The organism is Xanthobacter sp. 91, from assembly GCF_000702385.1.
GTDB lineage: Bacteria > Pseudomonadota > Alphaproteobacteria > Rhizobiales > Xanthobacteraceae > Xanthobacter > Xanthobacter aminoxidans.
The window spans coordinates 196,392-217,017 of record NZ_JNIB01000001.1; the positions used below are offsets into that span (position 1 = coordinate 196,392).

Sequence of the window (20,626 nt, forward strand, 5' to 3'; positions counted from 1 at the left end):
GTGTTATTTCAATGAGTAATGCCAGCCCCGCGCATTCCGCAGGGGTGGCATGCGCGGTGCAAGGGCGGGGGCATCATCCGAACCGGCACCAATGCCGGACTCCCTGGGAGAAACGCCGTGCTGAAACGACTTCGCATCACCGCCACCCTTGTGTCCGCTGTCCTGATGTCCGCTGTCGCAGCGGGGGCGGTCTCGGCCCAGGAGACGGTGCGGGTGGGCAACCTCAAGCTCGCCCATTTCGCCGGCGTCTCCTACATGAAGGAGATCGCGCCGAGCTGCGGCATCACCATCGACCTCAAGCTCTTCCCCAAGGGTCCGGACGTGATGCAGGCGATCCTCGCCGGCGAGCTGGACGTGGGCGCCACCGCCTCCGAGGCGGCGATCTCCGGCCGTGGCAACGGCGCGCCCATCTATATCGTCGGCGGCTTCGCCAGTGGCGGCGCGCGCCTTCTGGCGACCCCCGACAGCGGCATCAAGTCGGTGCCGGACATGAAGGGCAAGCGCGTGGGCGTCACCCGTGGCTCCATCCAGGAGGTGTTGCTGGCCGCCGAACTGGGCAAGAACGGCATGTCCGCCAAGGACATCACCATCGTCTATCTCGGCTATCCCGACCTTAACCAGGCGCTGCTGCAGAAGCAGGTGGACGCCATCATGCAGACCGAGCCGCAGTCGGCGCAGGCCATCGCCCGTGGCTTCGGCGTGGAAGTGCTGAAGCCCTACGACACGCCCATCGGCTCGCCCATCCGCACGCTGGTAATGAGCGAGAAGTTCTACAAGGACCACCCCGAGACGGCGAAGAAGCTGATGGACTGCTTCGTGAAGGCGCAGAAGACCTTCATGAACGACCCCAAGGCCGCCGAGAAGTTCGTGACGCAGGACGTGTTCAAGGGCCAGCTGACGGGCGAGGAATTCCAGGAAGCCCTCGCCAACTCGCCCTACTCCCTCGACATGAGCGCCGACCACATCCAGAAGACCACGGACGTGATGGCCAAGTACGGCGTCGGCAAGATGTCCGCCCCCGCCAAGGCCGAGGATTGGGTGAAGCTCGACCTGCTCAATGCCGCCAAGGCGTCCAACGGCGTGAAGTGAGGGCGGCCCCATGAACATCTCGCGCTTCAAGGCGCTCGGCGAGGGGCTTCTCGTGCCCGTCGCCGTGCTGCTCCTCTGGCAGGTGGCCTGCTCCGCAGGCTGGGTGAACCCCATGGTCCTGCCCTCCCCCGCCGCCGTCGCGGCGCGCTGGTGGAGCTATCTTGCCCCACTGGAAGCCTATGATCCGGCAACGGAAAGCTGGATCGCGTGGATCTTCTCCGGCGAATTGATCCACGATTCCCTCGCCAGCCTCTCGCGCGTGGTGATGGGATTTGCCGTGGGCGCTGGCCTCGCGCTGCCGCTGGGCCTGTTCATGGGCACGAGCGATTCCATCTATCGCTATGTCAATCCGCTGATGCAGCTGCTGCGACCCATCCCGCCCATCGCCTATATCCCGCTCTCCATCCTGTGGTTCGGCCTCGGCAACGCGCCGGCGGTGTTCCTCATCGCCATCGGCGCCTTCTTCCCGGTGCTGATGAACACCATCGCCGGCGTGCGGCACGTGGACAGCATCTACATCCGCGCCGCCCGCAGCCTCGGGGCGAGCCGCCTCACCATCTTCCGGCGGGTGATCCTGCCGGCGGCGACGCCCTACATCCTCTCCGGCGCGCGCATCGGCATCGGCACCGCCTTCATCGTGGTGATCGTGGCCGAGATGATCGCCGTCAACAACGGCCTCGGCTTCCGCATTCTGGAGGCGCGGGAATACTTCTGGTCGGACAAGATCATCGCGGGAATGCTGACCATCGGTCTTATCGGCCTCGCCATCGATCTCGCCGTCAGCCGCCTGAACAATCATCTGCTGCGCTGGCATCGCGGCCTGGAATCGTGAGGACCGACATGCCCATCGCAGCTCCCCTCGCGGCCAGCCCCGCCCCCTCCCCCGCCGCACTCGCGCACGCTGCCCGGCCGCACATCGTGGTCTCGGGTGTCGACAAGCGCTTCGTCATTCCAGGCGGCGAGATCGTCGCCCTGAAGGACATCGACCTCACCATCAATGAGGGCGAGTTCGTGTGCCTGCTCGGCCCCTCGGGCTGCGGCAAGTCCACCCTGCTCAACGCCATCGCCGGCTTTTCCGCCCCCACCACCGGCACCATCACGGTGGACGGCCGCGCGGTGAAGGACCCCGGGCCGGACCGGGGCATGGTGTTTCAGGAATACGCCCTGTTCCCGTGGATGACGGTGGCGCAGAACATCGCCTTCGGGCTTGAGATCAAGGGCATGAGCCGCGCCCAGATCGAGCCCAAGGTGAACGAGCTGCTCGCCATGCTGAAGCTCGCGGAGTTCCGCGACCGCTTCCCGAAAGACCTCTCCGGCGGCATGCGCCAGCGCGTGGCCATCGCCCGCGTGCTGGCCCTCGACAGCCCGGTGATGCTGATGGACGAGCCGTTCGGCGCGCTCGACGCCCTCACCCGCCGCTCGCTGCAGGATGAACTCATCCGCATCTGGTCGGCGACGGGCAAGACCATCGTCTTCGTCACCCACTCCATCGAAGAGTCCATCTATCTGGCGGACCGCATCGTCGTGCTCACCTACCGGCCGGGCACCATCAAGCGGGACATCAAGGTGGAGCTGCCGCGCCCGCGGGATTCGGCTTCAACCGCCTTCAACGAGCTGAAGCGGGAATTGTCCGCCCTCGTCACCGCCGAGCAGCACCGCTTCGAGGAGGTGGAGGTCAAAGGCTTGACCACCGACTGAGGGCGGACCAGCATCCCCGCGACATGGCCGGGCCGCGCGAGGCCCGGCCGCACCACCTTGAGGACGCGGAATTTTCCATGCGATCGAACCGCATCACGGCCCTCGGTGCCGTGCTGTCCGCCGTGCTGGCGGCGGCTGCGGTGTTCGCCGTTCTCGAAGCCGGAGAGATGGCCGAGGCACGGGTGGGCGAGCGCCTCGCATCGGATGCGCGCCACCGGGCGGAAATCTATGCCCAGAGCCTCGAAGGTGTCATCGAGCGCTTCGGCTACCTGCCCACCGCCGCCGCCCTCGACGACAATGTGAAGCGCCTCCTCGCCACCCCGCATGACACCGAACAGCTGGCGCAGGTGAACGCCTACCTGGAAACGCTGAACCGCGCCGCGGGCGGCACCGTGCTCTATCTGCTGGCGCCCGGCGGCATCACCATCGCCGCGTCCAACTGGAACACGCCGCAAACCTATGTGGGCGCGGATTTCAGCTATCGCCCCTATTATACCGAGGCCATCGCAGGCCAGACCGGCCGCTTCTATGCGGTGGGCACGCTCACCGGCGTCCCCGGCTATTTCATCAGCGCGCCGGTGATGGTGGACGGCAAGGTGGCCGGCGTGGTGGCGACCAAGGTCAATCTCGACCCGCTGGAAGCCGTCTGGCACGAGGCCGCCGATACCGTTCTGGTGGCGGACGGGCACGGCATCGTCTTCCTCGCCTCAGACCCGAAGTTCAAGTTCCGCTCCCTCCGGCCCATCGATGCCACCGCCGCCGCCGAGATCGCGAAGACCCGCCAATATGGCCACAAGTCCTATCCCCTGCTGCGCATGGGGCAGGCACAGGACGAAGGCGGCCTGAAGGTGCTCTCCGGCTCCGACCTGAGCCCCGCCGGCCTCGTCATCCGCGATGAGAAGGACCTGCCGACCTACGACTGGCGGCTCCTTCTCTTCACCGATGCCGCACCGGTGGTGCTCGCGGGACGTTCCGCGCGCATCGGCATGACGCTGGCGCTGGTCATTCTCGGCCTTATCGGCCTTTACTGGCGCCAGCATCTCAGGCGGGCGCGCGAAAGCCTCGCCGCGCAGGCGGCACTCGCGGCTGCCCATCGGGAACTGGAAGGCAAGGTCGCCGAACGCACCGCCGACCTCTCCGCCGCCAACACCCGCCTTGCCGCCGAGATCGAGGAGCGGCGCCGCGCCGAGAACGACCTGCGCGCCGCCCAGGACGAGCTGGTGCAGGCTGCCAAGATGGCCACCCTCGGCCAGATGGCGGCCGGCGTGACCCACGAACTGAACCAGCCGCTCACCGCGCTCCGGGCGCTGGCCGACAACACCGCCAAGCTGCTCCAGCACGGGCGCGAGGAGGATGCGGAGGCGAACCTCGCCCGCATCGCCGCGCTGGTGGATCGCCTCGGCAAGATCACGGGCCAATTGCGCGCCTTCGCCCGCCGCACCTCCAGCGAGAAGGGGCCGGTGGATGCCGCCGCCGTGCTGGCGGAAAGCCTCGCCATCCTCGCCCCGCGCCTTCGGGCATCGGGCGCGCGCGTCGTCAGTGATCTCTCTCCCGATGCGACGCAGGTGATGTTCGAGCCCATCCGCCTCAGCCAGGTGCTGGTGAACCTCGTGGGCAACGCCCTCGACGCGGTAAAGGGACGGCCGGAGGCAATGGTGCGCATCGCTTCCCATCGCGACGGCAGCCGCATCGTGCTGACCGTGGAGGACAACGGGCCGGGCCTCGCGGAGGGGGCAGCGGCGCGCATCTTCGATCCCTTCTTCACCACCAAGCCGGCGGGCGAGGGGCTGGGGCTCGGCCTGCCCATCTCGCTCGCCATCGCCCGCGATTTCGGCGCGACCCTTTCGGCCCGCAATCGGGTGGAAGGCGGCACCGCGTTCCATCTCGTCATGGACGCGGCCGAGGCCGAAGAGCACCTGACCCTTCCCGCGGAGCCGCTGCGCCATGTTTCCTGAACGCGCCTTCTCCGCCGAGGCCGAAGCGCCCCGCCACGCCAACCGCCCCCGGGTGCTGCTGGTGGACGACGAGGAGATGATCCGCCTCTCCATCGAGCAGACCTTGGATCTCGCCGGCATCGACGTGACCGCCTTCGGAAGCGCCGAAGCCGCTTTGCCCGCCATCGGCCGGGACTATCCCGGCATCGTCGTCACAGATGTGCGCCTGCCCGCGCGCGATGGGCTGGAGCTGCTGGCGGATATCCGCCGCCGCGATCCGGAGCTGCCGGTGGTGCTCATTACCGGCCATGGGGATGTGGCCATGGCGGTCAGCGCCATGCGGGAGGGCGCCTACGACTTCATCGAGAAGCCGTTCGTGAGCGACGCCTTCGTGGAGGTGGTGAAGCGCGCGCTGGAGAAGCGTGCCCTCGTGCTGGAAAACCGGCGCCTGCGCACGGCACTGGACCGTGGCGATGCCATCGAGCGGCATCTCGTCGGCCAGTCCGCCGCCATGCGGCGGCTGCGGGACGACATCGCCCAGCTGGCCTCTACCAGCGCCGACGTGCTGGTATTGGGCGAGACCGGCGCCGGCAAGGAGCAGGTCGCCCGCGCCCTGCACGAGGGCGGCGCGCGGCGCGACAGGCCGTTCGTGGCGGTCAATTGCGGTGCCATTCCCGAAAGCATGTTCGAGAGCGAGATGTTCGGCCACGAGGCCGGCGCCTTCACCGGGGCAGGCAAGCGGCGCATCGGCAAGATCGAGCATGCCTCCGGCGGCACGCTCTTCCTCGACGAGGTGGAGAGCATGCCGCTCGCCATGCAGGTGAAGCTGCTGCGGGTGCTGCAGGACCGGCGCATCGAGCGTCTCGGCTCCAACACGCCGGTGCCGTTGGACCTGCGCGTCATCGCCGCCACCAAGGAAGACCTCGGCGCGCTGGCCGATGCCGGCGGCTTCCGGAAAGACCTGTTCTTCCGCCTCGACGTGGTGAAGCTCGTCCTCCCGCCCCTGCGCGATCGGCGGGAGGACATCCCGCTTTTGTTCGAGCTGTTCCTGGTGCAGGCGGCGGTGAAGTATCAGCGCCCGGTGGTGGAGGTGCCCCCTTCGCTGCGGCGGGCCCTGATGCTCGCCGATTGGCCGGGCAATGTGCGCGAGCTGAAGAACGCCGCCGAGCGCCACATGCTGGGCTTCCTCGCGCCCGATTTCACCGGCGGCGCGGCCGCCGCCCCGAGCCTCAACGAATTGCTGGACCGGGTGGAGCGCCTCGTCATCGAGGATGCGCTGAAAGCCTCCGGCAACCGCGTCTCCGCTGCCGCGCTCGCCCTCAACATTCCTCGCAAGACCCTTCACGACCGCATGAAGCGGCTGGGCCTCACCACCACCGACTGACACATCCGGACCGTTCATGACCGCTACCGCCCCCGCCGAGGCCCTCCTCTGGCCGCCCCTCGTCATCGCCAACGCTCCCAACGGCGCCACCCGCACCAAGGCGGACCACCCGGCTTTGCCCATGACCGCCGCCGAGCTGGCGCGCAACGCGGCCGAGATCGTCGAGGCGGGCGCCGCCCTCATCCACATCCATGTGCGCGACGCCGATGGCCGCCATCTCCTGGATGCCGACGCCTATCGCGAGGCCACAACCGCCATCCGGCGCGAGGTGGGGGACAGGCTGGTGGTGCAGGCGACGTCCGAGGCGGCGGGGCGCTACAAGGCGCCGAAGCAGATCGCCGTGGTGCGCGCCCTGCGGCCGGAGGCGGTCTCCCTCGCCTTGCGCGAGATCATTCCGGATGAAGCGCACGAGGCTGCTGCCGCCGACTTCTTCGCCTGGCTGCGGCGCGAGCGCGTCCTTGTGCAGATCATCCTCTATTCGCCGGAGGAGGTGCTGCGCTATCACGCGCTGAAGGGGCGCGGCGTTCTGGGCGAGGGTGAGGACTTCCCGCTCTTCGTCCTCGGCCGCTACACCAGCGGGCAGGTCTCGACGCCGGCCGATCTGGTGCCCTTCCTCGCCGCCGGCACGCCGCCGCGGCTGTGGGCCATGTGCGCCTTCGGGCCGAAGGAGAATGCCTGCGCCACCGTCGCCGCCGGCCTGGGCGGGCATGTGCGGGTGGGTTTCGAGAACAATCTCTTCGCGCCGGACGGCACCCTCGCGGACAACAATGCCGCGCAGGTGCGGCGCGCGGCGGAGGCCGCGCGGCTGCTCAACCTCCCGCTCGCCACGGCCGATGTGGTGCGCGGGCTCTACAACGCCTGACGGCGTTCGCGCAGGCGGCGAAGATGCAGGCGGCGAAGATGCAGGCGTCTTGCGATACGCATTTTCTTCATGCGAACCGGAATCCACTTCGCTTGAAAATGCTCTAGAACGGCAGCGCTCCTCTCACCGGGCGTGCCGCCGACATGCAAGACTCCGCCGTCCTCGCCTGGGTGTTCTACGCCGCCCACCTCAGCCTGCAGATCATCTTCGTCATCCGCGCGCTGCTGCGCCCCCATCGCGAGCCCGCCTCACGCATGGCGTGGGTGCTGGTGATCCTGCTGGCGCCGGTGGTGGGCATGCTCGCCTACGTCCTGTTCGGCGAGGTCAATCTGGGGCGCAAGGCGGTGGAAAGCCTGCGCGCGGCGGTGGCCGCCCTGCCGCCTGCGGAGGGTGTCGCCGGCCCCTCGGCGGAGGCGGAACTTCCCGAGCGCCACGTGCCGCTGTTCCGGGTCGGCCAGTCGGTGAACCACTTCCTGCCTGTGGCCGGAAACCGCGCCGAGCTGCTGCCGGATTCCGCCTCTGCCATTGCGTCCATGGTCAAGGACATCGACGCCGCGCGGCAGAACGTCCATGTGCTCTTCTATATCTGGCTGGACGATGCGAGCGGACGCTCGGTGATGGAGGCGCTGAAGCGCGCGGCGGCGCGGGGCGTCACCTGCCGGGCAATGGCGGATGATCTCGGCTCCCGCGCCCTCATCCGCTCCCCTTTGTGGCGGGATATGGCGGCGGCAGGCGTGCGGCTCGCCACGGCCCTGCCCATCGGCAACCCACTCTTGCGCCCGTTCAAGGGCCGCATCGACCTGCGCAATCACCGCAAGATCGTGGTCATCGACAACACCATCACCTATTGCGGCAGCCAGAACTGCGCCGATGCCGCTTTCGCCGTGAAGGCGAAGTTCGCCCCCTGGGTGGACGTGATGGCGCGCTTCGAGGGGCCGGTGGTGCGGCAGAACCAGCACCTGTTCGCCAGCAACTGGATGGCGCAGGTGGAGGAAGACCTCGCCCCCCTCTTCGCCGAGCCCCTGCCGCCGCCGCAGCCCGGCTTCGTGGCGCAGGTGATCGGCTCGGGGGCGGGCGTGCGCTACTCGGCCATGCCGGAGATGTTCGTGGCGCTGATGAATGCGGCGCGGCGCGAACTCGTCATCACCACGCCCTATTACGTGCCGGACGAGCCGCTTCAGGCGGCGCTGTGCTCCGCCGCCCGGCGCGGGGTGGCGACCACCATCGTGTTTCCGAAGCGCAACGACAGCTGGATCGTCGCCGCCGCCAGCCGCAGCTATTACCACGAGTTGCTGGAGGCAGGCGTCGAGATCCGGGAATACGTCGGCGGCCTGCTCCACGCCAAGACGCTGACCCTCGACGGCGAAGTGACCCTGATCGGCTCCGCCAACATCGACCGCCGCAGCTTCGAGCTGAATGCGGAAAACAACATCCTCCTCTACGACCCCACCTTCACCCGGGCCCTGCGGGCGCGCCAGCAGGTGTTCCTGAATGCCGCGACGCCGGTGACACAGGACGATGCGGACGCCTTCAGCGCGCCCCGCCGCCTGTGGAACAACACCATCGCCATGCTCGGCCCGGTGCTGTAGGCGCTGCCGATTTTCCAGTCGCCCATTTCTTAGGCGCCAACGACCGAAATCAGAGCAGATCGGACGAGGCCTGCCGCCCGCCATGGGCCGCGACGATTTTCTTCATGGCTTCAATGAATTGCCGACGCTCCTCGGGCGCCAGCATCTCCACCGTCACCGCATGGGCGCGGCGGGCGCCGGCTTCCATCTCCTCCAGCATGCGACGTCCCTCCTCGGTGAGCGAGCAGCTTTGCGAGCGGCGGTCGGTGGCCGACGTGCCGCGCCGCACGAGGCCCCGCGCCTCAAGGCGCTTCAACGCTCCGGTGGTGGTGGTGCGATCCAGCGCGACGATGCGCGACAGGGTGGTCTGGTCCGCCTCGGTCCGGTCCGCGAGCGCCGACAGCAGGCTGTATTGCACCGGCGTCACCCCGAACGGAGCACACAGCTCAGAAAACAGGCTGACATGGATCTGATGCACCCGGCGCGCGAGGAAGCCGGGGCGGTCGGCAAGCGGCCAATCCTCATGCATCCCAGCCTCGGGCTCCACCGTGGAGCCCTTTGATTTTTCACGCGATCTCGTCACGTCCATCCCCTCCGGCGCGCGGCGCCGCTCTCGAAAAATTGATCTAAATCAAAACTGGCACGCGCCCTGCATTTGAAAAATGCGACGTATGCTTCGCTTTTCCAAGGCGGTCCCGAGACCGCACATGCATGGACGGAGACCCCTGATGGCTGAACCCGCCGGCTACGATATCCTCCTCAAGGGCGGACATGTCATCTGCCCCGCCACCGGCATCAACGGCATCCGCGACGTGGCCGTCCGCGACGGGCGTATCGCCGCAGTGGAGGAGACGATCCTCCCGTCGAGCGCCACCGAGACCATCGACGTTTCCGGCAAGCTGGTGCTGCCGGGCATGATCGACACCCACGGCCACATCTACCAGTACGTGACCGGCCGCTTCGGCCTGAACCCGGACATGGTGGGCGTGCATTCCGGCGTCACCACGGTGATCGACCAGGGCGGCCCTTCCTGCATGACGCTGCCGGGCTTCCGCAAGTTCATCGTCGAGCCTTCCGACACCCGCATCTACGCCTTCCTCTCCGCCTATCTCGTGGGCGGCCTAGAGGGCCATTACTACCCCAACCTCTACAGCCCGGATTGCGTGGACATCGACGCCACCGTGCGCTCGGCCATCGCCAACCGCGACCTCGTGCGCGGCATCAAGGGCCACGCCGAGATCGGCGGCTTCGCCCGCTGGGGTATCAAGGTGATGGAAATGGCGGCTGAAATCGCCCGCCGCGCCGAAATCCCGCTCTATGTCCATTTCGGAACGCTCTGGGGCTTGCCGGAAAGCGGCGCCAACGGCGAGGATGCCGACACGATCCTTGAGCGGGTCATCCCGCTTCTGAAGGAGGGCGACGTACTGGCCCACCCCTTCACCCGCCATCCCGGCGGCTTCGTGAACCAGCAGGGCGAGGTCCATCACGTCATCCAGGCGGCGCTCGACCGCGGGCTGAAGGTGGACGTGGGCCACGGCAGCCACTTCTCCTACCGCCTCGCGAAGAAGGCCATCGCCGCCGGCGTCGTGCCCCACACCCTGGGCGCCGACATGCACGGCTACAACACCCATGTCCCCGCCCCTGCCGGCACGCCGGAAGAGCATTATGACGACGAGAACCACCCCTTCAAGGGCCAGGCCCGCTTCAGCCTGACCCAGGCCATGAGCTCCATGATGGCGCTGGGCCTCTCGCTGGAACAGGTGGTGCCCATGGTCACCATCAATCCCGCGAAGATGATCGGCCTGACCGACCGGGTGGGCTCGCTCACCGTGGGCTATGCGGCCGACATCTCGGTGCTGGACGACAATCGCGGCCGCTTCCTGCTGCGCGACAACGAGGACACGAAGGTGGTGGCCGAGCGCCTGCTCACCCCCGCCTTCTGCCTGCGCGCGGGCAAGAAGTTCGATGCCGATGCCGTCATCCTGCCCCGGGCGGTGGCGGCGTGAGCCCGGCATCCGCACCCGTTCGGCCGGCCCCGCAGGAGGTCTGGGACACCCTGTCCCAGGCCGAGCGGGATGCGGCCTACAACAACAATGCCGCGGTGAAGGACAGCGCGGCATGGGTCGAGGCGCGCGACAAGGCGGCCCCGCTCTTCCGCGCCGCGACGCCCGCCCATCTGGACATTCCCTACGGCTCCGGCGCCCGGCAGAAGCTGGACATCTATCCCGGCACGCCGGGCGCGCCCTGCCTCGTCTTCATCCATGGCGGCTATTGGCAGCGCAACAGCCGCGAGGTCTTCGCCCACTACGCCGAGGGGCTGCTCGCCCACGGCTGGTCCGTGGCGACGCCGAGCTACACGCTGGCGCCGCAGGCGCGCCTCGGCGCGATCGTCGCCGAGATGGGCGCAGCCCTCGATCTCATCGCGAAGGACGGCCCTCAGTATGGGCTCACCGGCCCGGTGGTGGTCTCCGGCTGGTCGGCTGGTGCGCAGCTGGCGGTGATGCAGCTGGACCATCCCGCCGTCGCCGCCGGCCTTGCCATCTCCGGCGTCTATGAGCTGGCGCCGCTGCGCGACACCTTTCTGAACGGCGCGCTGGACCTGACGGACGCAGAAATCGCCGCCTGCTCGCCGTTGCGCCATGCCCCCTCGCCGAAGCCGCTGGCCATCGCCTACGGCACGGCGGAAGTGCCGGCGCTGGTGCATGATTCCCGCGCGCTGGCGGCAAAGCGGGTGGCCGCCCATGCGCCGGGTGCGCTGCTGCCCATCCTCGGCGCCAACCACTTCTCCATCCTCGACGAGCTTCGCCGCCCCGACGGCCTCCTGGTGCGCGCCGCGCTCGACCTGATGCCGGGAGCCCACGCATGAGCGAGCCGCACACCAAAGAGGGCGTCGGCGCCCGTCTTCCCCGCAAGGAAGACGACCGGCTGATGCGCGGGCGCGGCCAGTTCATCGCCGACATCCGCCTCGCCGGGATGCAGGACGTGGCCTTCGTGCGCAGTCCGCTGGCCCATGCACGCATCCGCGCCATCCATGTGCCGGAGGACCTGAAGGGGCGCGTCTTCACCGCCGCCGACCTTGACGGGGTGAAGCCCATCCGCGCCGTCTCCGGCCTGCCCGGCTTCAAGGTGTCGGAGCAGCCCGTGCTCGCCACCGGCAAGGTGCGGCAGGTGGGCGAGCTCATCGCCATGTGCGTTGCCGACACCCGCGCCCAGGCCGAGGACATGGCCGCCCGCGTGGAACTCGATCTGGAAGAGCTGCCCGCCCTTCATGACATGCTGGACGCCCGCAAGCCGGGCGCGGCGCTGGTGCACGAGCACTGGGGCGACAACGTCTTCCTCGAAAGCCTCGTGAACATCAACATCGAGGCCGCGTTCGACGCGCCGGTGAAGATCTCGCGCACCATCTCCACCGCCCGCCAGTGCATGGCGCCCATCGAGGGGCGTGGCACCGTGGTGCATTTCGATCACCGCACCGACCAGCTGGTGGTGCACACCGCCAGCCAGATGCCGCACATCGTCCGCTCCGGCCTCTCCGAATGCCTGGGGCTGGAAGAGGGCCAGGTCCGCATCATCTCGCCGGATGTGGGCGGCGGCTTCGGCTACAAGGCCATCCTGCTGACGGAAGACGTCTGCCTGGGCTGGCTCGCGCGGAAGATCGGCCGGCCGGTGCGCTGGCTGGAGGACCGCCGCGAGCACCTGACCGCGAGCGCGAACTGCCGCGAGCATCATTACGAGATCACGCTCTATGCCGAGCGCGACGGCACGCTGCGCGGGATCGATTGCGAGGCGAGCGTGGATAGCGGCGCCTATTCCGCCTATCCCTTCTCCGCGTGCCTCGAGGCCGCGCAGGTGGCGAGCATCCTGCCCGGCCCCTACGACTTCCCCGCCTATCGCTGCCGCACCTGGTCGGTCGCCACCAACAAATGCCCGATCCTGCCCTATCGCGGCGTGGCGCGCACCGGCGTGTGCTTCGCGCTGGAAGTGGCGCTGGACGCGCTCGCCGCGGAACTTGGCCTCGCCCCCGAAGTGGTGCGGCTGAAGAACCTCGTGCGGCCGGAGCAGATGCCGTTCGACAACATCACCAACAAGCATTTCGACAGCGGCAATTATCCGGAAGCGCTGCGGCAGGCGCTCGACGCGATCAAGGTCGATGCGGTGCGCACGCGTCAGCTCGCGGGGGAGCCGGACGGCCGCCGCATCGGCCTTGGCCTCTCCATCTATTGCGAGCAGGCGGCGCACGGCACCTCGGTCTATTCCGGCTGGGGTATTCCCATGGTGCCCGGCCACGAGCAGGCCGGCGCGCGCCTGACGCCGGACGGCGGGTTGGAACTGCGCATCGGCGCCCATTCCCACGGCCAGGGGCTGGAGACGACGCTGGCGCAGGTGGCGCACGAAATCCTTGGAATGCCCGTCGCCCGCACCCGCCTCGTGCATGGCGACACGGCCATGACGCCCTATTCCACCGGCAGCTGGGGCTCGCGCGTGATGGTGATGGCCGGCGGCGCCGTGGCGACCGCCTGCACCGAGCTCGCCGAGCACATCCGCCGCATCGGTGCGCACATGCTGCAGGCCCGGCCGGAGGATGTGCGGCTCGAGGCCGGGCGCGTCATCGGCCCCTCGGGCGACGTGACCATCCAGCAGGTGGCCCACACCTGGTATCGCCGCCCGCAGGACCTGCCGGCGGACGTGGACCCGCATGGCCTCGAAGTCACCGCCGGCTACAAGCCGGTTCGCGACAGCGGCACCTTCAGCTACGCCGCCCACGCGGTGGTGGTGGCGGTGGACCCGGACCTCGGCGAGGTGGAGATTCTCGACTACGCCATCGTGGAGGACGGCGGCACGCTGGTGAATCCCATGGTGGTGGACGGCCAGATCATCGGCGGCCTCGCCCAGGGAATCGGCACCGCGCTTTACGAGGAGATGGCGTTCGACGCCGCCGGCCAGCCGCTGGCCTCGACGCTGGCGGACTATCTGCTGCCCGGCGCGCCGGAGGTGCCCATGCCCTTCATCGGCCACATGGAAACGCCCTCGCCCTACACCAAGTTCGGCGTGAAGGGCATCGGCGAGGGCGGGGCCATCGCGCCACCCGCCGCCATCGCCAACGCCATCAACGACGCGCTGCGCCCGCTGGGCGCGGAGATGCTGCGCTCCCCCGTCACGCCCCGGCGCATCATGGAGCAGGTGCTGGCGGTGCGCGCCGGCGAAAGGAGCGCGGCATGAAGCCCGCTCCCTTCCGCATCGAGCGCCCGCGCACCATCGCCGACGCCGTCGCGCTGCTCGCCTCCGGCGGGGACGGCGCGAAGGTGATGGCCGGCGGCCAGTCCCTCGGCCCCATGCTCAATTTGCGGCTCGCGACGCCCGATCTCATCGTTGATCTGTCCGGCATCGACGAACTTCGCACCGTGCGCGAAGAGGCCGGGCACATGGTCTACGGAGCCCTCGTCACCCACGCCGACGTGGAGGACGGTCGCGCCCCGGACGTGGGAACGAACATCCTCCGGCGGGTGGCCGGCGGCATCGCCTATCGCGCCGTGCGCAATCGCGGCACCATGGGCGGCAGCCTTTCCCATGCCGATCCGGCTGCCGACTGGGTGAATGCCCTCTCCGTGCTCGGTGCCGAAGTTGAGATCGCGAGCCCGGCCGGCGCGCGCCGCCTCCCCATGGGCGCCTTCCTTGCCGGCGCGCTCGCAACGGCGCTCGAGCCGGGCGAAATCCTCGTCGCCGTGCGAGTGCCGAAGGTGCCCGCCACCGCGCGCTTCGGCTATGTGAAGCACTGCCGCAAGGTGGGCGAATTCGCCCACGCCATCGGCGCCATGCTGATCGATCCCGCCACCGGCACCGGCCGCGCGCTGATGGGCGCCATCGACGCGCCGCCCCTCGTCTTCGCCGACGCCGCGACGCTCTTCGGCGGCCGGATCGATGCCGGTTTCGCCGTCCGCTTCGACGCATCCGCCGCCGATGCCGCGCTCGTCGCCGCCGGCCTGACGGACGCGGTGGACCGCCATGTGCATGTGGAGGTGCTGCGCCGCGCCGCCACGCAGGCCGCCAGCCTCTTCACCGACACGCGGAGCGCCGCATGACCGCTTCGCCAAGGCCCGAGACAATCGCCATGGGCGCGTCCCGCATGATTTCGCTGACCCTCAACGGCCGCCCAGTGACGGCCGAGGCGGAGGGGCGCACCAACCTCGCCGATTTCGTGCGTGACACGCTGAATCTCACCGGCACCCATCTCGGCTGCGAGCACGGCGTGTGCGGCGCCTGCACCATCCTCGTGGACGGTGAGCCGGCGCGTGCGTGCCTCTCCTTCGCCGGCGCCTGCCAGGGGGCGGATGTCGTCACCATCGAAGGGCTGGACGACGATCCCGTCACCGCCGAGCTGCGCGCCGCCTTCAATCGCGAACACGCGCTCCAGTGCGGCTTCTGCACGCCGGGGATGCTCGTCTCGGCCCGCGACCTGGTGCTGCGCCTTCCGGAAGCGGACGAGATGCGCATCCGCCTCGGCCTCGCCGGCAATCTCTGCCGCTGCACCGGCTATGCTGGCATCGTGAAGGCGGTGGCCTCCGTCATATCAGCGCGTCGGGCGCAGGGCATCGGCCCGCTGACCGCCGAGCGGCCTCTCGGCCCGGTGGGCGCGCGGGCTGGCGGCGCGGTTTCCGCCGCTTTGCCGACCACCGTCGCGACCGCAGCGGCGCCCTCGGCAACCACCACCGCTCTCGCCGAGGATTTTACCCCCGCCCACAGCTTCGAGCAGAGCTTCGAGGTGCCCTTCCCGCCGGCCGAGGTGTTCGCCTTCTTCGGCCGCATTGAGGAGGTGGCCGCCTGCCTGCCCGGCGCGGTCATCGATGCCGTGCCCTCGCCTGAAAAGGTCGAAGGCGGCATGCGGGTGAAGCTCGGCCCCATCGCCACCACCTTTCGCGGCAGCGCCCGCATCGGCCGCGACGACGCGACGAAGAGCGGCACCATCCATGGCGCGGGGGCCGACGGTCGCTCGCGCACGGAAGGCCTCATCCGCTATCGCGTGACAGACGGCGCAACACCCGGCAGCGCCCGCGTGGTGCTCGACGTGGGTTACACGCTGAAGGGGCCGCTCGCCCAGTTCGGCCGCCCCGGCCTCGTGCGCGAGGTGGCGGGCCGTCTCATCGCCGAGTTCGCAGCCAACCTTGAGGCCCGCCTCGGCGGCACGCAGCCCTCGCCGACGCAGGCGCGCGGCCTCGACCCGCTCAAGCTTCTCATCTCACTCGTTTCCGATCGCATCGGCCGCCTGTGGCGCCGTGGCGGTCCCACTTCTTGACCCTGACTGCCCTTCTCGAGACTGGAGACCAACAATGTTGATGTCACGCCGGACGACACTCGCCGCTCTCGCCTTCAGCCTCCTTGCCGGCACGGCCTTCGCCGCCGACACCATCAAGATCGGCGTCAACGAGCCCCTCACCGGCGCCTTTGCGGCCTCCGGCACCTATGTGGTGAACGGCGCCAAGATCGCCGCCGACGAGATCAACGCCAAGGGCGGCATCCTCGGCAAGAAGGTCGAGCTGGTCATCGAGGACAACAAGAGCAACCCGACCGAGGCCGCCTCGGTGGCGGAAAAGCTCATCACCTCCGACAAGGTGCCGGTGCTGATGGGCGCCTGGGGCTCCTCGCTGACGCTGGCCACCATGCCGAAGCTGGAGGAATATTCCGTGCCCATGCTGGTGGAGACCTCCTCTTCCGGCAAGATCACCACCTCCGGCAACCCTTTCATCTTCCGCATCTCGCCGCCCTCCTCCGTGGAAGCCGAGGCGTTCGAGCCCAGCGTCAAGAAGCTCGGCCTGAAGAAGGTGGACTTCCTCGTCATCAACAACGACTGGGGCCGCGGCGCCGCCGCCGACTTCTCCAAGATGCTGAAGGCCAACGGCGTCGAGGTCGGCCTCGTGGAGACCATGGACCAGTCGGCCCAGGACATGAGCGCCCAGCTCGCCAAGCTGAAGGCGTCCGACGCCGACACCATCATGGTGACGAGCGCCGTGGATCAGCTCACCCTCCTGTTCAAGCAGATGGCGGCCCTTGGCCTGAAGAAGCGCATCATCACCACCGGCGGCTCGCAGAACCCCGACCAGATCATCGCGCAGGCCGGCGCTGCGGCGGACGGCACCATGCACCTGACCACCTTCCTGCCCTGGTGGCCGGAGAAGACCCCGAACCCCGAGGCCACCGCCTATTTCCTCAGCGAGTGGAAGAAGCGCGGCTTCGACTTCGCCGGCGCCACCGAGAGCTTCCGTGGCTATGACGGCATCCGCACGGTGGCGGCCGCCATCGCGGCGGGCGGCGGCACCGATCCCGCCTCCATCCAGAAGGGCTTCTGGAAGGTGGACTTCAAGGGCCTCAACGGCCCCATCAAGTTCAACAAGAGCGGCCCGGCGGGCAAGGAGAGCGGGCAGTCCAAGCCCAACGTCTACATCATCGAGATTTCCGGCGGAAAGGTGAACCAGGTTCAGCTCGGCGGCTGATCCGGCGCCTCGCGCATTCCCCCGCCTTCGGGCGGGGGCGTCGGGGTGAAGGCGGGCGCGCGGGACCGACTGCCCGGCCACGCCGCCCGCCCTCACCCCGCTCTCGCCGAGCGGACATGCTTCAGCCCCGAACGCCAGACCGGACAGGCCAGATGGACCAATTGCTGCAACACATCTTCAACGCGCTGGTGCTCGGCGGCACCTATGCGCTGCTGGGCATCGGCCTCACCTTGATCTTCGGCATCATGAACGTGGTGAACTTCACCCATGGCGCCCTCTACACCTTCGGCGGCTACGCCATGTATCTGGCGGCCGTGGCGCTGGGGCTGAACTTCTTCGTCGCGCTGCCGGTGGCCCTCGTGGCGGGCCTCCTGGTCGGCGCGTTCATCGAATTCACTTTGCTGCGGCCGCTGCGGCGCTCCGACATCGACACCACCATGCTGGTGATGATCGGTGCCGGCATCATCATGCAGTCGGGCACGCTCTGGATCTTCGGCGGCGTTGCCAAGGCTGTGCCGACGCCCTTCCCGGCCCAGCCCCTCACCTTCGGGCCGGTGTCGCTCTCCTATGTGAACCTGTTCGTGCTGTGCGCGGCGGTGGCGCTCATCGCCATCACCTATTTCACCATCAACGGCACCAAGCTCGGCCGCGCCATGCGCGCCACCTTCCAGGACCACGACACGGCGTCTCTCATGGGCGTCAACGTCTCCCTCATCTACACCGCCACCTTCGCCATCGGCTCGGCGCTGGCATCGGCGGCGGGTGCGCTGCTCGGGCCGGTGTATGTGGTGACGCCGCAGATGGGCGACCTCGCCGCGGTGAAGGCCTTCGCCATCGTCATTCTCGGCGGCCTCGGCTCCATCTCGGGCGCCACCATCGGCGGCTTCATCCTCGCCTTCGCCGAGGAGCTGGGCGCCGGCTACATCTCCTCGGGATATCGCGACGCCATGGGCTTCCTCATCATCATCGCGGTTCTGCTGGTGAAGCCCACCGGCCTGTTCGCGCGTGCGGAGCGGATCGGATGACGCGCTTCATCGCCCCCCTCTTCCTCGTCGTCTTCGCCCTGCTGCCGCTCGGCCTGACCGACCCCTATCTGCTGAATGCCCTCATCATCACGGGCATCCTCACCATCTGCGCCATGAGCCTCAACCTACTGCTCGGCTTCACCGGGCAGCTCAGCCTCGGGCACGTGGCCTTCTTCGGCATCGGCGCCTATGTGAGCGCGCTCACCTCGCTGGGCTTCGACGTGAGCCTGCCCTTCGGCCTGCGCGTGACCCACGAGGGCGGCGCGCCGCTCCTCGGCTTCCTGCTCGCTATCCTGATCACGGGACTCGCCGGCTACCTCATCGGCCGGCTGTCGTTCCGGGTGCGCGGCGCCTATTTCGTCATCGTCACCATCTCGTTCGCCGAGGTGGTGCGGCTCGTCGCGCTGAACTGGGTGGAGCTGACGCAGGGCCCCCTCGCCCTCACCGCCATTCCCAACATAGTGCTGCCGGTGCCGGGCCTCGGCGACGTGGCGCTGCGCTCCAAGATGCAGAACTATTATCTGGTGCTGGCGGTGGCGGTGGCGAGCTATCTCCTCATCGCGCGCCTCGTCGCCTCGCGCTTCGGCCGCGCCATGCGGGGGCTGAAGGAGAACGAATCCCTCGCTTTGTCCCTCGGCATCAACGCGACGCGCACGCTCACCGTCGCGGCCACCATATCCGCCGCCATGGCGGGGGCGGCCGGCAGCCTTTATGCCCACTACATCCGCATCATTGATCCGGACGTGTTCCTGTTCTCCTACACCGTCACCATGGTCATCATGGTGGTGTCCGGCGGAAAGGGCACGCTGGCGGGACCGCTGGTGGGCGGCATCCTGTTCGGCCTGCTGCCGGTGGCGCTGCGCCCGGTGATGGCGCCGGAAGCCCAGTGGATCGTCTACGGCGCCATCCTCATCGCCATCCTGTTCCTCATGCCGCGCGGCATCGTGCCGGCATTGGAAGGCCTCGGCGAGCGCATCGCCGCCCGCCGCAAAGCCGGCAACAAGCCGACGGACGTGATGCCTGCCAAGATGGGAGCGAACCCATGAGCACGACGCGTGGCAACGCCATCCTGAACGTGGAGCATGTGGGCATGAAGTTCGGCGGCCTCACGGCCATCGCCGACCTGCATTTCGACGTGCAAGAGGGCGAGATCCTCAGCCTCATCGGCCCCAACGGCGCCGGCAAGACCACCGCCTTCAACATCATGACCGGCTTCCTCAAGCCCACGCAGGGCCGGGTGCTGTTCCGGGGCCGCGACCTATCGCAGACGCGGCCGAACGAGATCGCCCGCCTGGGCCTTGCCCGCACCTTCCAGCGCACCAGCGTGTTCGCCGACGATACGGTGCGCGACAACGTGCTCATCGGCCTGCACCGCCATGGCGACGACACGCGCGCGGCAGCCCTCCTCGACCGCCTGTTCCCAACCCCCGCCGCACGGCGGGCGGAGAATGCGGTGCGCGAGCGCGCGGACGCCATCATCGACATGGTGGGCCTCACCGCCCGCGCCGGCGACAAGGCGGGTTCCCTCTCCTATGGCGAGCAGCGGCTCGTGGGCTTCGCGCTGGCGCTGGCCGTGGAGCCGAAAATGCTGCTGCTGGACGAGCCGGTCTCCGGCATGAACGCCTCGGAGACGCAGGGCTTCGTGCGCCTCATCCGCAAGGTGCGGGACGAGGGCGTCACCATCCTCCTCGTAGAGCACGACATGCCCATGGTGATGGAGGTCTCCGACCGCATCGTCTGCCTCAACTACGGCCGGCTGATCGCGGAAGGGCCGCCCGAGGCCATCCGCACCGATCCAAAGGTCATCGAGGCCTATCTCGGCAAGAGCGCCGCGAAGCTGGAGCAGCGGGAGGTGGCCCATGCTTGAGATTTCCGATCTCGTCTGCGGCTACGGCCAGGTGGCGGCGCTCAGGGGCATCTCGCTCAGCGTCGGCGAAGGGCAATTGGTGGCGCTGGTAGGCGCCAACGGTGCGGGCAAATCCACGACGCTGCGCACCATCTCGGGCCTCGTGCCGGCGCGTGCCGGCTCCATCTTCCTTCAGGGCGACGACGTGACCCGCGCCGGGCCGCAGAAGATGCTGAAGCTCGGCGTCGCCCACTGCCCGGAAGGCCGGCGGGTGTTCCCGCACATGAGTGTTTCGGAAAACCTCGCCATGGGCGCCTATCTGCGCGCCAGCGATGCCGGGCTGAAGGCGGATTACGAGCGCATCTATACGAGCTTTCCCCGCCTCGCCGAGCGCCGCCACCAGATGGCCGGCACCCTTTCGGGCGGCGAGCAGCAGATGCTCGCCATCGGCCGCGCGCTCATGTCGAGGCCCCGCCTCGTGCTGTTCGACGAGCCTTCGCTGGGTCTCGCGCCCAACATCGTCGAGCAGATGTTCGCCATCATCGGTTCCATCCGCGACGCCGGCACCACCGTGCTCCTCGTGGAGCAGAACGCCTTCGCCGCGCTGGAACTGTGCGACTACGCCTATCTGCTGGAGGCCGGGCGCATCGTCATGTCCGGCAAGGGCGCGGACCTCATCGACGACCCGCACGTGCGGGCGGCGTATCTGGGAAGCTGACGCCGGCATCCCGCCC

General features: G+C 68.6%; 18 protein-coding genes. 17 read left to right on the forward strand and 1 reads right to left on the reverse strand.

All coding sequences use genetic code 11. The features are described from left to right. Positions 1–117: 117 nt before the first annotated feature. The 7 genes from A37E_RS0101095 to cls all read left to right on the forward strand — a co-directional run bounded on the left by A37E_RS0101095 (position 118) and on the right by cls (position 8,556). A complete protein-coding gene (locus A37E_RS0101095; RefSeq protein ID WP_029554936.1) occupies positions 118–1,089 on the forward strand; it encodes an ABC transporter substrate-binding protein in 972 nt (323 codons plus the stop codon). A 10-nt stretch (positions 1,090–1,099) separates the two neighbouring features. Beyond that, on the forward strand, positions 1,100–1,921 hold the full coding sequence (locus A37E_RS0101100) for an ABC transporter permease (protein WP_029554937.1): 822 nt from the start codon (positions 1,100–1,102) through the stop codon (positions 1,919–1,921). A gap of 8 nt (positions 1,922–1,929) precedes the next feature. Continuing rightward, complete coding sequence (locus A37E_RS0101105) at positions 1,930–2,787, forward strand: ABC transporter ATP-binding protein (RefSeq protein ID WP_081837380.1); 858 nt, start codon at positions 1,930–1,932, stop codon at positions 2,785–2,787. A gap of 77 nt (positions 2,788–2,864) precedes the next feature. After that, entirely contained in the window at positions 2,865–4,742 is a 1,878-nt protein-coding gene (locus A37E_RS0101110; protein ID WP_029554938.1) for an ATP-binding protein, read from the forward strand. Next, on the forward strand, positions 4,732–6,105 hold the full coding sequence (locus A37E_RS0101115) for a sigma-54 dependent transcriptional regulator (protein WP_029554939.1): 1,374 nt from the start codon (positions 4,732–4,734) through the stop codon (positions 6,103–6,105). The genes A37E_RS0101110 and A37E_RS0101115 overlap by 11 nt, the downstream gene beginning before the upstream one ends. A gap of 16 nt (positions 6,106–6,121) precedes the next feature. Continuing rightward, positions 6,122–6,967 (forward strand): 3-keto-5-aminohexanoate cleavage protein, encoded by an 846-nt coding sequence (locus tag A37E_RS0101120; RefSeq protein WP_029554940.1) that lies wholly within the window; start codon positions 6,122–6,124, stop codon positions 6,965–6,967. A gap of 143 nt (positions 6,968–7,110) precedes the next feature. Next, entirely contained in the window at positions 7,111–8,556 is a 1,446-nt protein-coding gene (gene cls, locus A37E_RS0101125) for a cardiolipin synthase (protein WP_029554941.1), read from the forward strand. Between the two features lie 49 nt (positions 8,557–8,605). On the opposite strand, the gene A37E_RS0101130 is transcribed toward cls, so the two are convergent. Beyond that, positions 8,606–9,064: a MarR family transcriptional regulator gene (locus A37E_RS0101130; protein WP_245272364.1), complete on the reverse strand. Its 459-nt coding sequence runs from the start codon at positions 9,062–9,064 to the stop codon at positions 8,606–8,608. Between the two features lie 199 nt (positions 9,065–9,263). On the opposite strand from A37E_RS0101130, the gene A37E_RS0101135 reads away from it, so the two are divergent. The 10 genes from A37E_RS0101135 to A37E_RS0101180 all read left to right on the forward strand — a co-directional run bounded on the left by A37E_RS0101135 (position 9,264) and on the right by A37E_RS0101180 (position 20,610). Continuing rightward, on the forward strand, positions 9,264–10,541 hold the full coding sequence (locus tag A37E_RS0101135; protein ID WP_029554942.1) for an amidohydrolase/deacetylase family metallohydrolase: 1,278 nt from the start codon (positions 9,264–9,266) through the stop codon (positions 10,539–10,541). Continuing rightward, on the forward strand, positions 10,538–11,401 hold the full coding sequence (locus A37E_RS0101140) for an alpha/beta hydrolase (protein WP_029554943.1): 864 nt from the start codon (positions 10,538–10,540) through the stop codon (positions 11,399–11,401). Before A37E_RS0101135 ends, A37E_RS0101140 begins: the two co-directional genes overlap by 4 nt. Further along, the gene (locus tag A37E_RS0101145) at positions 11,398–13,755 is read left to right on the forward strand and encodes a xanthine dehydrogenase family protein molybdopterin-binding subunit (RefSeq protein WP_029554944.1); all 2,358 of its coding nucleotides are present in this window, start codon (positions 11,398–11,400) and stop codon (positions 13,753–13,755) included. The genes A37E_RS0101140 and A37E_RS0101145 overlap by 4 nt, the downstream gene beginning before the upstream one ends. Beyond that, a complete protein-coding gene (locus tag A37E_RS0101150) occupies positions 13,752–14,615 on the forward strand; it encodes an FAD binding domain-containing protein (RefSeq protein WP_029554945.1) in 864 nt (287 codons plus the stop codon). The genes A37E_RS0101145 and A37E_RS0101150 overlap by 4 nt, the downstream gene beginning before the upstream one ends. Continuing rightward, entirely contained in the window at positions 14,612–15,826 is a 1,215-nt protein-coding gene (locus tag A37E_RS0101155) for a 2Fe-2S iron-sulfur cluster-binding protein (RefSeq protein WP_029554946.1), read from the forward strand. The genes A37E_RS0101150 and A37E_RS0101155 overlap by 4 nt, the downstream gene beginning before the upstream one ends. 34 nt (positions 15,827–15,860) lie before the next feature. After that, positions 15,861–17,021: an ABC transporter substrate-binding protein gene (locus A37E_RS0101160; RefSeq protein WP_156026204.1), complete on the forward strand. Its 1,161-nt coding sequence runs from the start codon at positions 15,861–15,863 to the stop codon at positions 17,019–17,021. A 152-nt stretch (positions 17,022–17,173) separates the two neighbouring features. After that, entirely contained in the window at positions 17,174–18,046 is an 873-nt protein-coding gene (locus A37E_RS0101165) for a branched-chain amino acid ABC transporter permease (RefSeq protein ID WP_024278130.1), read from the forward strand. Then, positions 18,043–19,092: a branched-chain amino acid ABC transporter permease gene (locus tag A37E_RS0101170; protein WP_051678696.1), complete on the forward strand. Its 1,050-nt coding sequence runs from the start codon at positions 18,043–18,045 to the stop codon at positions 19,090–19,092. The genes A37E_RS0101165 and A37E_RS0101170 overlap by 4 nt, the downstream gene beginning before the upstream one ends. Beyond that, positions 19,089–19,913, forward strand: a complete 825-nt coding sequence (locus tag A37E_RS0101175; RefSeq protein ID WP_029554949.1) for an ABC transporter ATP-binding protein — start codon at positions 19,089–19,091, stop codon at positions 19,911–19,913. The genes A37E_RS0101170 and A37E_RS0101175 overlap by 4 nt, the downstream gene beginning before the upstream one ends. Continuing rightward, positions 19,906–20,610 (forward strand): ABC transporter ATP-binding protein, encoded by a 705-nt coding sequence (locus A37E_RS0101180; protein ID WP_029554950.1) that lies wholly within the window; start codon positions 19,906–19,908, stop codon positions 20,608–20,610. Before A37E_RS0101175 ends, A37E_RS0101180 begins: the two co-directional genes overlap by 8 nt. The last annotated feature ends 16 nt before the right edge of the window (positions 20,611–20,626 follow it).

Coding starts and splice junctions, on each gene's coding strand:
- A37E_RS0101120 (WP_029554940.1), top strand. CDS start 6,122: ATGACCGCTACCGCCCCCGCCGAGGCCCTCCTCTGGCCGCCCCTCGTC.
- A37E_RS0101145 (WP_029554944.1), top strand. CDS start 11,398: ATGAGCGAGCCGCACACCAAAGAGGGCGTCGGCGCCCGTCTTCCCCGC.
- A37E_RS0101100 (WP_029554937.1), top strand. CDS start 1,100: ATGAACATCTCGCGCTTCAAGGCGCTCGGCGAGGGGCTTCTCGTGCCC.
- A37E_RS0101130 (WP_245272364.1), bottom strand. CDS start 9,064: ATGCATGAGGATTGGCCGCTTGCCGACCGCCCCGGCTTCCTCGCGCGC.
- cls (WP_029554941.1), top strand. CDS start 7,111: ATGCAAGACTCCGCCGTCCTCGCCTGGGTGTTCTACGCCGCCCACCTC.
- A37E_RS0101160 (WP_156026204.1), top strand. CDS start 15,861: ATGTTGATGTCACGCCGGACGACACTCGCCGCTCTCGCCTTCAGCCTC.
- A37E_RS0101165 (WP_024278130.1), top strand. CDS start 17,174: ATGGACCAATTGCTGCAACACATCTTCAACGCGCTGGTGCTCGGCGGC.
- A37E_RS0101155 (WP_029554946.1), top strand. CDS start 14,612: ATGACCGCTTCGCCAAGGCCCGAGACAATCGCCATGGGCGCGTCCCGC.
- A37E_RS0101110 (WP_029554938.1), top strand. CDS start 2,865: ATGCGATCGAACCGCATCACGGCCCTCGGTGCCGTGCTGTCCGCCGTG.
- A37E_RS0101150 (WP_029554945.1), top strand. CDS start 13,752: ATGAAGCCCGCTCCCTTCCGCATCGAGCGCCCGCGCACCATCGCCGAC.
- A37E_RS0101115 (WP_029554939.1), top strand. CDS start 4,732: ATGTTTCCTGAACGCGCCTTCTCCGCCGAGGCCGAAGCGCCCCGCCAC.
- A37E_RS0101175 (WP_029554949.1), top strand. CDS start 19,089: ATGAGCACGACGCGTGGCAACGCCATCCTGAACGTGGAGCATGTGGGC.
- A37E_RS0101170 (WP_051678696.1), top strand. CDS start 18,043: ATGACGCGCTTCATCGCCCCCCTCTTCCTCGTCGTCTTCGCCCTGCTG.
- A37E_RS0101180 (WP_029554950.1), top strand. CDS start 19,906: ATGCTTGAGATTTCCGATCTCGTCTGCGGCTACGGCCAGGTGGCGGCG.
- A37E_RS0101135 (WP_029554942.1), top strand. CDS start 9,264: ATGGCTGAACCCGCCGGCTACGATATCCTCCTCAAGGGCGGACATGTC.
- A37E_RS0101105 (WP_081837380.1), top strand. CDS start 1,930: ATGCCCATCGCAGCTCCCCTCGCGGCCAGCCCCGCCCCCTCCCCCGCC.